At 69.3% G+C, this 15,280-nt stretch carries 12 protein-coding genes; 4 read left to right on the plus strand and 8 right to left on the minus strand.

The window, feature by feature from the left end:
* Positions 1-74: 74 nt before the first annotated feature.
* Positions 75-1,271 carry a cystathionine beta-lyase gene (gene metC, locus V5F49_RS00905; RefSeq protein WP_394116405.1) on the minus strand — a complete coding sequence of 399 codons (1,197 nt, stop codon included), beginning with the start codon at positions 1,269-1,271 and terminating at the stop codon, positions 75-77.
* Positions 1,272-1,453: 182 nt separating this feature from the next.
* Here metC and V5F49_RS00910 point away from each other — a divergent pair, with 182 nt between their 5' ends.
* The 4 genes from V5F49_RS00910 to V5F49_RS00925 all read left to right on the plus strand — a co-directional run bounded on the left by V5F49_RS00910 (position 1,454) and on the right by V5F49_RS00925 (position 6,101).
* A complete protein-coding gene (locus tag V5F49_RS00910; RefSeq protein WP_394116404.1) occupies positions 1,454-2,464 on the plus strand; it encodes an amino acid ABC transporter substrate-binding protein in 1,011 nt (336 codons plus the stop codon).
* Positions 2,465-2,601: 137 nt separating this feature from the next.
* Complete coding sequence (locus V5F49_RS00915) at positions 2,602-3,897, plus strand: amino acid ABC transporter permease (protein WP_394116403.1); 1,296 nt, start codon at positions 2,602-2,604, stop codon at positions 3,895-3,897.
* Between the two features lies 1 nt (position 3,898).
* Positions 3,899-5,308, plus strand: coding sequence for an amino acid ABC transporter permease (locus V5F49_RS00920; RefSeq protein WP_394116402.1), 1,410 nt, complete (start codon positions 3,899-3,901; stop codon positions 5,306-5,308).
* Positions 5,309-5,324: 16 nt separating this feature from the next.
* Complete coding sequence (locus V5F49_RS00925) at positions 5,325-6,101, plus strand: amino acid ABC transporter ATP-binding protein (protein ID WP_394116401.1); 777 nt, start codon at positions 5,325-5,327, stop codon at positions 6,099-6,101.
* Positions 6,102-6,284: 183 nt separating this feature from the next.
* Here V5F49_RS00925 and V5F49_RS00930 read toward each other — a convergent pair whose 3' ends face one another.
* From V5F49_RS00930 to V5F49_RS00960, 7 genes are all read right to left on the minus strand, one after another.
* Complete coding sequence (locus tag V5F49_RS00930) at positions 6,285-6,614, minus strand: lipid-A-disaccharide synthase N-terminal domain-containing protein (RefSeq protein WP_394116400.1); 330 nt, start codon at positions 6,612-6,614, stop codon at positions 6,285-6,287.
* Positions 6,614-7,360 carry a glycosyltransferase gene (locus V5F49_RS00935; RefSeq protein WP_394116399.1) on the minus strand — a complete coding sequence of 249 codons (747 nt, stop codon included), beginning with the start codon at positions 7,358-7,360 and terminating at the stop codon, positions 6,614-6,616. Before V5F49_RS00935 ends, V5F49_RS00930 begins: the two co-directional genes overlap by 1 nt.
* Complete coding sequence (locus V5F49_RS00940; RefSeq protein ID WP_394116398.1) at positions 7,357-8,283, minus strand: phosphatase PAP2 family protein; 927 nt, start codon at positions 8,281-8,283, stop codon at positions 7,357-7,359. The genes V5F49_RS00935 and V5F49_RS00940 overlap by 4 nt, the downstream gene beginning before the upstream one ends.
* Positions 8,280-10,013, minus strand: coding sequence for an ArnT family glycosyltransferase (locus tag V5F49_RS00945; RefSeq protein WP_394116397.1), 1,734 nt, complete (start codon positions 10,011-10,013; stop codon positions 8,280-8,282). The genes V5F49_RS00940 and V5F49_RS00945 overlap by 4 nt, the downstream gene beginning before the upstream one ends.
* A gap of 150 nt (positions 10,014-10,163) precedes the next feature.
* The gene (locus V5F49_RS00950) at positions 10,164-10,382 is read right to left on the minus strand and encodes a hemin uptake protein HemP (protein WP_394116396.1); all 219 of its coding nucleotides are present in this window, start codon (positions 10,380-10,382) and stop codon (positions 10,164-10,166) included.
* Between the two features lie 462 nt (positions 10,383-10,844).
* Entirely contained in the window at positions 10,845-13,997 is a 3,153-nt protein-coding gene (locus V5F49_RS00955) for an efflux RND transporter permease subunit (protein WP_394116395.1), read from the minus strand.
* Between the two features lie 5 nt (positions 13,998-14,002).
* Entirely contained in the window at positions 14,003-15,121 is a 1,119-nt protein-coding gene (locus V5F49_RS00960; RefSeq protein WP_394116394.1) for an efflux RND transporter periplasmic adaptor subunit, read from the minus strand.
* Positions 15,122-15,280: the final 159 nt, after the last annotated feature.

A 15,280-nucleotide genomic window follows, 5' to 3' on the forward strand; every position in this document is an offset into this window, starting at 1 on the left:
CCTCACATCGCCCTGATGCTGGGAGAACGCCCGCGCGGCGGCGGGGTTTCCACCCCGCGCCGATAGCGGCGGCCTCAGGCGGCGGCGCGCAGCTTGGCGAACGCCTGGTCCAGGTCCGCCTTGAGGTCCGCCACGTCCTCCAGCCCGATGTGGAGGCGCACGGCCGGGCCTTCCACGTCCCAGTTGGTGGCGGTGCGGTAGTCCGAGCAGTCGAAGGGGATGGCGAGGCTCTCGTAGCCGCCCCACGAATAGCCCATGCCGAACAGCTTCAGCGCATCGAAGAAGGCGGCCACCGCCGCCTCCGGCACCGGATTCAGGATGAGCGAGAACAGCCCGCTGGCGCCGCAGAAATCGCGCTTCCAGATGGCGTGGCCGGGATCGGACGGCAGCGCCGGATGCAGCACGCGGGAGACCTCGGGCCGCGCCGCCAGCCACTCGGCCATCTCCAGCCCCGAGCGCCAGTGCCGCTCCAGCCGCACCGCGAGCGTGCGCAGGCCGCGCGCGCCGAGGGCGGCATCGTCCGGGCTGATGGTGATGCCGAGGGTGCCGTGGGTGGCGATGACCTTCTTCCACGCCGGGCCGACGGCGGAGATGGTGCCGAGGTTCAGGTCGGCGTGGCCGCCGATGTACTTGGTGCCGGCCTGGATGGAGATGTCCACCCCGTGGGCGTGTGGCTTGAAGTAGAGCGGCGTCGCCCAGGTGTTGTCGATGAGGGTGGTGATGCCCTTCTCCCGCGCGATGGCGGTGATGGCGGGCACGTCCTGCATCTCGAAGCTCTGGGAGCCGGGCGATTCGAGGAAGATGGCCCGGGTGTTGGGCCGGATGAGCTCGGTGATGCCGGCGCCGACAAAGGGATCGTAATAGGAGGTCTCCACCCCCAGGCGCTTCAGCACGCTGTCGCAGAAGGTGCGGGTGGGGCGATAGGCGGTGTCCACCATCAGCAGGTGATCGCCGGCGCCCAGCACCGAGAGCAGGGAAATGGTGACGGCAGACAGGCCGGACGGGGTGAGGGCCACGCCGTCGCCGCCCTCGAGCGCGCGCAGCGCCGCCTCGAATCCCTCGGTGGTGGGATTGCCGCGCCGGCCATAGCTGTAGCGGCCGCGATGATGGATGAGGTCGTCATAGGTGGCGGAGAGGACGGTGGAGCCGCGCACGACCGGCGTGTTCACGAAGCCGTCAAAGCGCTGCGGATCGCGTCCCGCATGAACGATCCGGGTGCCGGCGCCGAGGCTTTCCGGAGTGCCTGTTCTCTCATCATGCCCGCTCGCCATGCAAATCTCCTGTGCCTATGGTATCGGAATGCGGTCATGGTGCTATTGACCCATCCGCGCCGAGGGGTTGTGATGGGCGGGATAGACGTCTTGGGTCGTCCCGTCGAGGCCGCGGCAAGATGCGGAGCGGCCGGAGCGAACGTCGGGGGCCGCGGGGCGTCATCTCAGAGAAGGAACCTTCCGTGAAACGCATCCTCCTCGCAGCACTCGGGCTCCTGTCGCTGGCGGGCGCCGCCCAGTCGGCCACGCTCGATGAGGTGAAGGCCCGCGGCGCCCTGAACTGCGGCGTGTCGCAGGGCCTGCCGGGCTTTTCCAGCCCCAACGACAAGAACGAGTGGAGCGGCCTCGACGTGGACTTCTGCCGCGCCATCGCGGCGGCGATCTTCAATGATCCCACGAAAGTGAAGTTCAGCCCGCTGTCCGCCAAGGACCGCTTTACCGCGCTGACCTCCGGCGCCATCGACGTCCTGTCGCGCAATACCACCTGGACCATGTCGCGCGACACCACGCTCGGCTTCAACTTCGCCGGCGTCATGTATTACGACGGCCAGGGCTTCCTGATCCGCAAGTCGGTGGGCGTGAAGTCGGCCAAGGAGCTGCAGGAGGCCTCGATCTGCGTGCAGACCGGCACCTCCAACGAGCTCAATGTCTCCGACTTCTACCGGGCCAACAACATGAAGTATCGCGAGGTGATCGCGTTCGCGACCCTCGACGAGACCGTGAAGGCCTATGAATCCGGCCGGTGCGACGTGTTCACCGCCGACCGCTCGCAGCTCGCCGCGGTGCGCCTGAAGCTCACCAACGCCGCCGACCACGTGATCCTGCCGGAGACCATCTCCAAGGAGCCGCTCGGCCCGCTGGTGCGCCATGGCGACGACCAATGGTTCGACCTCGTGAAGTGGACCTACTTCGCGCTGCTCAACGCCGAGGAGCTGGGCGTCACGTCCAAGAACGTGGACGAGATGATGAATTCCGCCAATCCGGACGTGAAGCGCCTGCTGGGCACGGACGGCAAGTATGGCGAGGGCATCGGCCTGCCGGCCGACTGGGCGGTGCGCATCGTCAAGGCGGTGGGCAATTACGGCGAGATCTACGACCGCAACGTCGGCCCCGCCACCCCGCTCGGCATCGAGCGCGGGCTGAACAACCTGTGGACCAAGGGCGGCATCCAGTACGGCATGCCGGTGCGCTGAGGCGGGGGCGCGCCGCGCCCTCCCTCCCGCAGCTGGAGCGCGCCGCGCTCCTTCCGAAAGGGTTGCGGACGCCGGACACCGGCGCCCGCTCTCCACAACACAATAGGGGCTGAAAGCCCGGCTTTCTCGGGGGTACCATGTCGGATGTTCGCCTTTCGGGGCCACCGGCGGCGTCGCGCCGTCGCTGGTCCTGGACGGATCCCAAGCTGCGCTCCTCGGTGATCCAGATTGTCTTGGCGCTCATCCTCGTGTGGATGGCCTGGTCGTTCTACGCCAATGCCCAGGCGAACCTCGCCCGGCTCGGCATCGCCTCCGGCTTCGGCTTCCTCGACAACCGCGCCGGCTTCGCCATCAGCCAGTCGCTGATCCCCTACAATGAATCCATGAGCTACGGCCGCGCCTTCGTGGTGGGCCTGCTGAACACCCTGCTGGTGGCCTTCCTCGGCATCATCCTCGCCACCGTCATCGGCTTCCTCATGGGCGTGGCGCGCCTGTCGAAGAACGTGGTGATCAAGGCGCTCGCCTCCGCCTACGTGGAGATCACCCGCAACCTGCCGCCGCTGTTCCAGATCCTGTTCTGGTACCTCGCGGTGCTCGCCGCACTGCCCGGCCCGCGGCAGAGCTGGGGCTTCGGCCTGCAGCCGCTGATCGGCGCCATCGGCTCCGGCCTCTCCGCCATCGGCCTTGCGGGGATGGGCGCGCCGCTCTCGAACTTCGCCGCCTCGCTCACGGCGCCGGCGGTGTTCGTGAACAACCGCGGCCTGGTGCTGCCCCGCCCCGTCTTCGAGGACGGCTCCATGGCCATCCTCTACGCCCTGATCGCGGCGGTGGTGGCGATCTTCGTCATCTCCCGCTGGGCGAAGAAGCGGCGCGAGGCGACCGGCAAGTTCTTCCCCGTGTTCTGGACCGGCCTCGCCTTGCTGGTGGGCCTGCCGCTCATCGCCTCCGCGCTGGCGGGCTTCCCCGTCACCGTGGAGAAGCCGGAGCTGCGCGGCTTCAACTTCGTGGGCGGCCTGCGCGTCATCCCCGAGTTCGTCTCGCTGCTGCTGGCGCTCGCCATCTACACCGGCGGCTTCATCGCCGAGATCGTGCGCTCGGGCATCCTCGCGGTGTCCAAGGGCCAGAGCGAGGCGGCCCATTCGCTGGGCCTGAGGACCGGGCCGACGCTGCGCCTCGTCATCATCCCGCAGGCCATGCGGGTGATCGTGCCGCCGCTGACCAGCCAGTACCTCAACCTGACCAAGAACTCGTCGCTGGGCGTCGCGGTGGGCTATCCGGACCTGTTCGCCGTGTTCGCCGGCACCACCCTGAACCAGACCGGGCAGGCCATCGAGATCATCGCCGTGACCATGGCGGTCTACCTCACCATCTCGGTGGTCACCTCGCTGGTCATGGGCTGGTACAACAAGCGCGTCGCGCTGGTGGAGCGGTGACATGACGGACATCTCCGCCACCCGCCCCGCCATCACCCCGGCGAAGCCCTTCGTCTCCAGCGCCTTCCGCGAGCCGGAGCCGGCGCCCGTCTCCACCCGTGGGCCGATCCGCTGGGCCCGCGAGCACCTGTTCGGCTCGGTGCCGCAGATCCTGCTCACCCTGTTCGGCGCGTGGCTGGTCTACGCGACCGTGCCGCCGCTGGTGAAGTTCTTCCTCATCGACGCGGTGTGGACCGGCACCAACCGCGACGCCTGCCTGCCCGAGAAGGTGGGCCGCACCGTCGGCGCCTGCTGGCCGTTCGTCTGGGCCAAGTTCGACCAGCTGGTCTATGGCTTCTACCCGGCCACCGAGCGCTGGCGCGTGAACGTGGTCTACGCGCTGGGCGCGCTCCTGCTGCTGCCGCTGCTGATCCAGAAGATCCCCGGCAAGCGGCTGAACGCCATCGCCTTCTTCGGCGTCTACCCGGTGGTGGCGTTCGTGCTGCTCACCGGCGGCAACCTCGACCTGCGCACCTTCCTATTCGGCTATCTCGGCTTCTCGGATCTGGTGCCGGCCACCGGCAGCGGCATGCGGCTGTCGTTCTGGCTCGATTTCGCGCTCTCGACGGTGCTGGTGACGGCCATCGTCTACGCCATCTCCCGCTTCCTCGCGGGGGAGGCGGCGGCGCGCGGGTCGGTGCGCACCAGCCTCACCGTGTTCGGCATCCTCGCCATCGTGCTGCTCGCGGTGGACGTGCCGCTCGGCCTGCCGCAGGTGGAAACGCGGCTGTGGGGCGGCCTTCTGGTGACGCTGGTGATCGCCGTCACCGGCATCACCGTGTCGCTGCCGTTCGGCATCCTGCTGGCGCTGGGGCGGCGCTCGAAGCTGCCGCTGGTGAAGATCGCCTCCATCGTCTTCATCGAGTTCTGGCGGGGCGTGCCGCTCATCACGGTGCTGTTCTTCGCCACCTACATGCTGCCTCTGTTCCTGCCCGGGCGCCTCACCATCGACGGGCTGCTGCGCGCGCTGGTGGGTGTCGCGCTGTTCGCCTCGGCCTACATGGCGGAAGTGGTGCGCGGCGGCCTGCAGGCCATCCCCAAGGGCCAGTATGAGGGCGCCATGGCGGTGGGCCTGCGCTCGGGGCTGATGATGCGGCTGGTGGTGCTGCCGCAGGCGCTGAAGCTGGTGATCCCCGGCATCGTCAACAACTTCATCGGCCTGTTCAAGGACACGACGCTGGTGCTGATCGTCTCGATCTTCGACCTGCTCGGCGCCATGCGGGCGGCCTTCACCGACCCCAACTGGGCCTCGCCGACCACGCTGTTCACCGGCTTCGGCTTCGCCGGCATCATCTATTTCGTCTTCTGCTTCGGCATGTCCCGGTACTCGATGGCGCTGGAGAAGCGCCTCGACCGCGGCCGCCACCACTAACGAAAGGGACAGGACCGTGAGCACAGATCCCATCATCGCCGCGAGCGAGGCCAACGCCCCCAAGGTGGCCGTGGAGCTCATCGGCGTGAACAAGTGGTACGGCGAGTTCCACGTGCTGCGCGACGTGAACCTGACCGTGGAGCGGGGCGAGCGCCTCGTCATCTGCGGGCCGTCGGGCTCGGGCAAGTCCACGCTGATCCGCTGCATCAACCGGCTGGAGGAGCACCAGAAGGGGCGCATCGTGGTCGACGGCATCGAGCTGACCGACGACCTCAAGCGCATCGACGAGGTGCGCCGCGAGGTGGGCATGTGCTTCCAGCACTTCAACCTGTTCCCGCACCTGACCATCCTCGAGAACTGCACGCTCGCGCCCATGTGGGTGCGCAAGATGCCGAAGAAGGAGGCCGAGGATCTGGCCATGCACTTCCTCGAGAAGGTCAAGATCCCGCATCAGGCGCACAAGTACCCCGGCCAGCTCTCCGGCGGCCAGCAGCAGCGCGTGGCCATCGCCCGCGCCCTGTGCATGCGCCCGCGCATCATGCTGTTCGACGAGCCGACCTCGGCCCTCGACCCGGAGATGGTGAAGGAGGTGCTGGACACCATGGTCTCCCTCGCCCAGGACGGCATGACCATGCTGTGCGTGACCCACGAGATGGGCTTTGCCCGTCAGGTGGCCAACCGCGTCATCTTCATGGATGCGGGGCAGATCATCGAGATGAACGAGCCCAACGCCTTCTTCTCGAACCCGCAGCACGAGCGCACCAAGCTGTTCCTGAGCCAGATCCTGCACTGAGCGCGGGCCGCATACGCAATGCGCCCCGCCCGCCGCACGGCCATGGATTGGACCGGCAGCTGGCGGGGCGCTTGTTTCAGGCCTGTGCGGAAGCTGTGGGGGCGAGCCGGGGAGCAGCGACGGGCCCCGAGCGACCGCCGGGCCCGTCGTGTCAGGTCACGTAGCGGTCAGGTCACGTAACGGTCAGGTCACGGCGCGGTTGGCGCGACGCTCGCGCAGGGCGAACTGCAGATTGCGGATATAGATGAAGGTGGAGAGCGCCTGCCCGGCGATGAACACGGGATCGCGCCGGTAGATGGAATAGACCAGCAGCAGCGTCCCGCCGCCGAGCGAGAAGGTCCAGAAGGCGAACGGGATGACCGAGCGCTGCGCCCGCTCGCTGGCGATCCACTGCACCACGAAGCGCATGGTGAACATGAACTGGGCCACAAGTCCCAGCAGCACCCACGCGTCGAACTGGTCGATGAAGACCTCGTGGAGGTAGGTGCCGATTTCGGAGAGGAAATAGAGCATCAGTCGCGCTCCACCACGCGCGGCACGCGCCGCCGCCGGATCAGCCAGTACACCCCTCCGAGATCGGCGATGCCCACCCACAGGCGGTTCCAGAAGCCGTATTTGGAGACGCCGGACCAGCGGTCGCGGTCCACCACCTTCACGGTGGCGGTCTCATACCCCTCGCGCCGCACCAGCGCCGCCATGAAGCGGTGCAGTCCGTCGAACACCGGCAGGCGCAGGTGCACCTCGCGCCGCACCACCTTGAGGCCGCAGCCGGTATCGCGCGAGCCATCGTTGAGAAGCGCGTTCCGGATGCGGTTGGCGAGGCGCGACTGGAAGCGCTTGAAGCGGGTATCCTTGCGCCCCTGCCGCTCGCCCTGCACCAGCCCGAGGCGCGGGCCGCCGGCATCCATGACGCGGATCATCTCGGGCAGGTAGGCGGGATTGTTCTGGCCGTCGCCGTCCAGCAGCAGCAGGATGTCGCCGCGCGCGGCAAGGGCGCCGGTGTCCACGCCCGCCGTCTTCCCGCAGGACTTCTCGTGCACCAGGATGCGCAGGTAGGGCCGCGTCTGCGCCGCCTTGCGCAGGTTGGCGAGGGTGGCGTCGGTGGAGCCGTCGTCCACGAAGATCAGCTCGAACGGCTCGGCCACGAGCGCCTGGTCGATCTCGTCGATGAGCGGGAGGACGTTGTCCGCCTCGTCCTTCACGGCGATCACCACCGAAAGGCGGGGGGCCGCGGTCAGGTTGGCAGCATCAGAAGTCACGGTCTCGCCTCTTCGGCTGGAACGGCGGGGCTGGAGGGCGCGCGGGGCAGGAGGCGGCCGAGCCGTCGCGCGGACGGCCCCGCCATGGGCGCGATCCCCCCTTGGGAGTCAACCCGGAACACCAGCCGGCGCGCCGCGAACACGCGGATCATCCACAGCGCGAAGCCCGCGCCGATCGCCGCACCGGCAATGACATCGCTGGGATAATGGGAGCCCAGCACCACCCGCGTCGCCACCACCGGAACCGCCAGCGCCAGCAGGATGCCGCGGGCGCGCGGGAACAGGGCGGCGAAGGCCACCGCCATGGCGAGCGTGGTGGTGGAGTGGCCGGAGGGGAAGGAGGCGAAGCTCGATTTCCAGCCGAGGAACTGGAACGTCATCTCCGGATTGGGGCCGGGCAGGTGCAAGGCCGCATAGGGCCGCGCGCGGCCGAGCAGGTGCTTGAAGAGCGCGACGCCCAGCCCCACGGGCGCGATGGCGAGGAACAGGAAGCCCACCCGCGCGGCGAACGCGGCGGCGATGCGCCGGGTCGCGGCGTCGCCCGCGTGGGTCAAAAGCAGCGCATAGGCGAGCGCGATGCCGAGCGGCCACAGCACCACGCCGCTGAAGCCGAGGTCGGTGATACGCTCGGACAGGGTGACGAGCCAGCCCGGCAGCTTCAGCCGCAGGCCGGGCACCAGCGGGTCCACCAGGATCATGGCGGCGGCCACCAGCCCGGCCGCGAGGAGGGCCAGCGCCAGCGCCTCCCACCGCCCGGCGAAGCCGAGCCGGGGCAGCGGCACGCCGATGCGGCGGCGGGCGAGATAGGCGAGGGCCGCGCCGACGGAGACCACCAGCAGCCGCGCCCCCTGCCCCAGCCGGCGCAGGCCGGAGACGGGCAGCGCGGCGCCGGCCGGCGCCTCGGGAGCGGCCTCGAGGCTCACTGCGGCGCCTCGTCGGTGCGGAACACGGTGATCGAGGTGCGCCGGCCGCCGTTGTAGGTGAAGCCGGCGATGGTCGCGACCGCGTGATACTTCAGCCCGGCGGCGGCAGCGCGCTTGGCAAACAGCGGCGCGAAGCGCTCGTCGGTGAAGGTGAGGGCGCAGCCGCCCTTCTTCATGATGGCCACGGCCTCATCCGGCGGGCCGTAATTGATCTTCGTGCCCACCAGGAACACGAGGCTCGGCTCCTGATAGGGGAAGGAGGAGACGTTGGCCGCGGGGCACCCCTCCTCGCGCACCACGGCGGCGAGCCGCTCGGAGATCCACAGGGCGCGCATCTGCGGCAGCAATGCCTGATAGACCGCGAGATAGAGCACCAGCGCGCCGAGGAGCGCGGTGAGGAAGGCGCCCTCGATGCCCACCTTCGGGAAGGATCGCGCCGCCATCACCAGCAGCAGCACCGCCAGCGCCAGCAGCGGCCATGCGGCGAGGCCGAAGCCGCTGCCGAGCCACACGTAGGCCCCGCCCAGCCCCAGCGACAGCACGATGGCCAGCACCGGCCACAGCCACACCAGCCCGGCGAGCCGGCTGCCGGCCCGGGCGATCGCCCCGCGCTCGATGGCGAGGGCCGCGAGGATGGCCAGCGCGGGATAGAGCGGCAGCACATAGTGCGGCAGCTTGGTCACCGCGATCTCGAACGCGAGCCAGCCCGGCACCAGCCAGCACAGCAGGAAGCGGACGCTGGCATCCCGCCGCTCGCGCCAGGCGAAGGGGGCGGCCATGGCGGCCAGCACCACGGACGGCCAGAACGTGCCCCACGCGGCGAGGAAATAGGTGCCCGGCGGACCCCAGTGGCCTTCGGCACCGTCGGCCACCTTGCCCAGCATGTCCACGCCCACGGCGTGCTCATAGAAGGCGCCGTTGGTGACGTAGTAGATGGCAACGAACCAGGGCAGCACCAGCAGCAGGCACCACAGGAGGCCGAGCAGCGGCCGCAGCGGCTTCAGGAAGCCGCCGGAGCGGTCGGCGATGGCGAGCGCGGCCACCGCCAGCCCCACGAACAAAGGCGCGATGGGGCCCTTGATGAGAATGCCGGCGGCGAGGCCGGTCCAGAAGATGGCGGCAAGCCCCCAGTCGCCGGCGCGCTCGGTGGCGGGGCGGACATAGGCCCGCGCCAGCGCGCCGAACGAGGCGAGGATGGTGAACAGCAGCACCGCGTCGGTCTTGGCGAGGCGCGCCTCCACCCCCAGGAGCACGCATCCCGCCATCATCAGGCCGGCGAACAGCGCGCCGCGCCGCGACAGGAAGACGAGCGCGGTCCAGTAGGTGAGCAGCACCGCGCCGATGGCGGCGAACAGGGACGGCAGGCGATAGAGCCAGATGGAGGTGCGGGCGGAAGGGCCGATGATCGCCTCGCCGGCGGTCACGGTGGCGGCCTGCAGCCAGTAGATGCCGACCGGCTTCTTGTGCCGCGCCTGCGTGTGGAAGCGGATGTCCACGAAATTGCCGCTCTCCAGCATCTGCTTGGTGGCCTGCGCGAAGCGGGCCTCGTCGCGGTCGATGGGCGAGAGCTGGAAGAAGCCCGGCAGGAAGGCGAGAAGCGCCACCACCACGAGGAGCAGGCTCGCGCGGCCGTGGCGCGCCGAAGCCCACTCCATGACGCGCAGGAGGCGTCGCGGCAGGTCGAGGTCGAATGCCCGGCGCTTTTCGGACGCCGGCTCTGTGATGGCCATGCTTCTGTTTTGATCCGCTGAAAACGGCGCGGACAATAGCAGAAACCCCCCGGCCGAAAAGGGCCGGTCCGGCCGCACCGCGCGCACCACCGGAAGGGGCCGCCCTGATGCCGGCGAAACGCGGCAAAGGCAAGGCGCGCGGGAGGACGGCTACTTGGTCAGGATCAGCTTGTTCTGGGCCGTCAGGCGCAGCTGGTAGGTGTGCTCGCCGTGGGTGATGGTGACGAGCCGCCCTGCGGCGAAAAGGTCGCGGCTGTCGAGCTGCGCATCGGTCATGGGAATGGCGCGGCACGCCCGCCCGGCCCTGAGCCCACCCGCCTCGCCCGTCTCGACGCCGAAGGCGCCGGCCCCGTGTTCATGCCTGCCCATTTTGAAATCGCTCCAGACTAGCTATGCGCCCCGCACCGGAACTTCCGTAACGGGGCCAGTTTAGAAGGATTCAATACTAGATTACCTCTTCCTGATGCTTGGATAATACATTGCCGCCTTGCAATCAATGCCTCTTGCGAATGAGTGCCAACTCGGCAGGCGCGCGGCGCGGGGCGTCGTCTCTGGGGAATGGCGCCGCGAAGGCGCCCGTCCCGGACACACGCGCGGCGGCAGGCGCTGCGCCGGCGGGCGGCGCCTCACATCGCGGGCTGGTGGAGACAGGGAGGGGCGCCGGGAGCACGGAGGGCGGCGCACGGCGGGTGGCGCACGCCTCCAGCCGTCCGGCTGCGGCCACGGACAGCCGCATGGGGCGGCGCCATCGGGCAGCGGCGGCCGGGGATGGGCCGGGACACGCGCGGCGGGCGCGGCCGATTCTCGGCGGGCGGGGCCTGCGCCCCTGCCCTATTCGGCGGCGATGCGGTCCGGCGTCGCGGTGCCGGGCCCGGGAGCCGCGGGCTCCTCGTGGCGGCCGGACACCGCGTGGTGCACCCGCGCGTCCAGCTTGTCGAGATAGAGGTAGATCACCGGCGTGATGTACAGCGTCAGCAGCTGCGACAGCATGAGGCCGCCCACCACCGCGACACCCAGCGGCTGGCGCAGCTCGGAGCCCGCGCCCGCGCCCAGCGCGATGGGCAGCACGCCGAAGATGGCGGCCAGCGTCGTCATCATGATGGGCCGGAACCGCAGCAGCGCCGCCTCGCGGATGGCGTCGCGCGCATCCGCCCCGCCGCGCCGGCGTTCCAGCGCCACGTCGATCATCATGATGGCGTTCTTCTTCACGATGCCCACCAGCATGATGATGCCGATGATGGCGATCACCGACAGCTCCATGCCCGCCACCATCAGCGTCAGAAGCGCGCCGATGCCGGCCGAGGGCAGGCCGGACAGGATGGTGATGGGGTGGATGAAGCTCTCGTACAGGATGCCGAGCACGATGTAGATCACCACCACCGCCGCGAGAATCAGCAGCGGCTGGTTGGACAGCGAATCCTGGAACACCTGCGCGGTGCCCTGGAAGCCGGTGGAGATGCTGGCCGGCAGGCCCGCCTCGCGCTCCACGCCCTGGATCTGCTCCACCGCCTGCCCGAGCGCGGTGCCGGGCGCGAGGTTGAAGGAGATGGTCACCGCCGGCTGCTGCTGCTGGTGCTGGATGGAGAGCGGCCCCACCGTGCGGGTGATGTTGGCCACCGTCTCCAGCGGCACCACGGCGCCGGAGGAGGTGCGCAGATAGACCCGGCCGAGGTCGCCCGGCTCGCGCTGGAAGCGCGGCTGCACCTCGGCGATGATCGCGTACTGGTTGGTGGAGGTGTAGAGCGTCGCGATCTGGCGGGTGCCGAACTGGGTGTAGAGCGCGTCGCGCAGCTGCTGCTCGGTGATGCCGAGGGCGGCCGCCTTGTCCTTGTCGAGGACGATGGTGAGCTGCGGGTTGGAGATCTGCAGGTCGCTCGTCACGTCGCGCAGGCCCGGCAGGGCGGCGAGGCGCTGCTCCATGTCCTTGGCGAAGGTGAACAGGGCCTGGGTGTCGGCGCTCTGCAGGGTGTACTGGAACTGGCTCTTGGAGGCGACGCCGCCCACCGAGATGTTCTGCACCGGCTGGAAGAACACGTTGACGCCCGGCACCTGCGACACCCGCCGGCGCAGGTTCTGGATCACGTCGTTGGCGCTGATGCGCCGATCGCCCGCGGCCGAGCCCTTGGGCTTGAGGGCGATGAACAGGCGCCCGGTGTTGGTGGTGCGGCTGATGCCGGTGGCGCCGGCGGTCGAGACCAGATAGGCGACGTCGGGATCGGACCGCACGGCCGCCGCCACCTGCTTCTGCCGCTCCACCATGGCGTCGAACGAGCTGTCGGTGGCCGCCTCCACCGTGCCGGTGATGAAGCCGTTGTCCTCCTGCGGGAAGAAGCCCTTGGGAATGACGATGTAGAGATAGACCGAAAGCGCCACGGTGGCGAACGTCACCACCAGCATGAAGGGGCGGTGGCGCAGCACGAAATCGAGGCTGACGCGATAGGCGCCGAGCCAGGCGTCGAACATGGCCTCGGTGACGCGGAAGAAGGCGGAGGGCTTCTTGTGGTGGTCCGGCGCCTTCATCACGCGGGCGCACAGCATAGGCGTGAGGGTGAGCGAGACGAAGCCGGAGACCAGGATGGCCACCGAGATGGTCACCGCGAACTCGCGGAACACACGGCCCACCACGCCGCCCATGAACAGCACCGGGATGAACACCGCCACCAGCGACAGCGTCATGGAGATGATGGTGAAGCCGATCTCCCGCGAGCCGCGCAGCGCGGCGCGGAACGGCTTCTCGCCCATCTCCACGTGGCGGTAGATGTTCTCCAGCACCACGATGGCGTCGTCCACCACGAAGCCGACGCAGAGCGTCAGCGCCAGCAGCGTCATGTTGTTGATGGAATAGCCGAACAGCCACATCACCGCGAAGGTGGCGATGATGGACAGGGGCAGCGCCAGCGACGGGATGATGGTGGCGCGCACGTTGCGCAGGAACAGGAAGATCACCATCACCACGAGGACGATGGCCTCGAACAGGGTCTTCTGCACATCGCCCACGGCCTCGCGGATGGAGACGGAGCGGTCGTTCAGCACCTCGATGTTGACCGAGCCGGGCAGCTGGGCCCGGAACGAGGGCAGCCGGTCGCGCACCTCGTCCACCACCTGCACGGTGTTGGCGTCCGGCTGGCGGACCACGGCCAGCACCACCGCGCGCTCGTCGTTGTACCAGCTGGCGACGCGCTCGTTCTCGACGCCGTCGGAGATGGTGGCGATCTCCTCCAGCCGCACCGGGGCGCCGTTGCGCCAGGCCACCACGATGCGGCGGAACTGGGCGGCGTCCGCCTTGGTGGAGCCCATGTCGATGGTCTGGGCCTGCTTGGGCCCGGAGATGATGCCGAGCGGCGTGTTGGAGGCGGCGGCCGCCACCGCCTTCTGGATGTCGTCGGCGGAGATGTTGCGCGCGCCGGCGGCGGCGGGATCGACGCGGATGCGCACCGCATATTTCTGCGTGCCGAAGATCTGCACCTGCGCCACGCCCGGCAGCTGGGAGATCTGCTGGCCGATCAGCGTGTCGGCATATTCGTTGACGGTGGAGAGCGGCAGCGTGTCCGAGGAGACCGCCAGCAGGATCACCGGCGCATCGGCGGGATTGACCTTGCGGAAGCTCGGCGGCGTGGTCATCTCGTCGGGCAGCTGGCGCTGGGCCACGGAGAGGGCCGACTGCACATCCAGCGCCGCGGCGTCGATGTTGCGGTTCAGGTCGAACTGCACCGTGATGGAGGTAGAGCCCTGGGTCGAGGACGAGGTGAGCGAGGAGATGCCCGCGATGGTGGCGAGCTGGCGCTCGATCGGCGTGGCCACCGCCGTCGCCATGGTCTCGGGGCTGGCGCCCGGCAGGGTGGCGGTGATGGAGATGGTGGGGAAATCCACCCGCGGCAGGGCCGCGACGGGGAGCTGGCGATAGGCGAACAGGCCGGCCACCACGAGCGACAGCATCATCAGCGTCGTCATGACCGGGCGGCGGATGCACAGCTCTGCGAACATGTCCGTCAGCTCCCGGCGACCGGCTGGGTACGGCTGCGCACGTTCACGCGGCTGCCGTTGCGCAGGGAGAGCTGGCCGTCGGTGACCACCACCTCGCCCCCCTCGAGCCCGCGCAGGATGGCGGTCCTGCCCTCCACCGTGCGGCCGGCGGTGACGGGGCGCACCCGCGCCACGCCGTCATCCACCACGAACACGTAGGAGCCGTCCTGCCCGCTCTGCACCGCCTCGCTGGGCACGGCCACCACGCCGTCCTCCACCCTGAGCGTCACGGTGACAGCCCCGAGGGTGCCGGGCCACAGGCGCTCGTCGGCATTGGTGAAGATGGCGCGGGCGGTGAGGGTGCCGGTCTGCGGGTCCACCGTGTTGTCGATCACGGCCACCCTGCCGTCGGGGATGGTCTCGCCCGAGCCCTGCAGGGTGATGGACACCCGTGCGTCCTTGGCGGCGCGCAGTTCGGCGATGTACCGCTCCGGCAGGCCGAAGGCGACGTAGATGGGCTTGAGCTGCCGTACCGTGGACAGGGTGTCGTCCACCCGGATCACCGCGCCCGGGCGCACCGCCGAGACGCCGATGCGTCCGGTGGCGGGGGAGCGGATCTCGTAATAGCCGCGCTGCACCTTGAGGGACTGAAGGTTGGCCTCGTCCTGCGCCACGGTGGCCTGCTGGACGCCGACGGTGGTGCGGGCATCCTCCACCTGCACCTGCGAGACCGCGTTGCGGGTGGCAAGGCCGGCGTAGCGATCCACGTCGCGCTGGGATTTCTCCAGCTGCACCTTGTCGCGGTTGAGCGTGGCCTCGGCCTGGCGGATCTCGGCGTCGATGACGCGGGAATCGAGCACGTAGAGCAGATCGCCCTCGTTCACGAAGGCGCCGTCGGCAAAGCCCACCTTCTCCACCGCCGCCGCGACCCGCGAGCGGATCGGCACGGTGACCATGGATTCGACCGTGCCCAGCGCTTCCACGCGCACCGGCATGGCGATGCGCTCGGCCTTGCCGGCCAGCACCGCCACCGCGCGCTGGGGCGGGGTCGCGGACTTCTGGGCGGCGGCGCCTCCCGTCCACGGCAGCTTGTCCCAGGCATAGGCGGCCGCGCCTGCCAGCGCGAGGCACGCCACGACCACCACGATCCGTCTGCTACGCTTTCCCTCAGGGGAGGCCATGCGATCCTCGATCGGAAATCCACGCAAGGCTTTAGGCCTGCGCGGCGATGCAACAATAAATCGGCGGGCCGGTCCAATTAAGGTTTGGTCAGGTCGCAGGCTACCGTTGGGGCAGTCTCCTGA

The sequence above is a fragment of the Xanthobacter lutulentifluminis genome (assembly GCF_043194675.2).
Classification (GTDB): Bacteria; Pseudomonadota; Alphaproteobacteria; order Rhizobiales; family Xanthobacteraceae; genus Xanthobacter.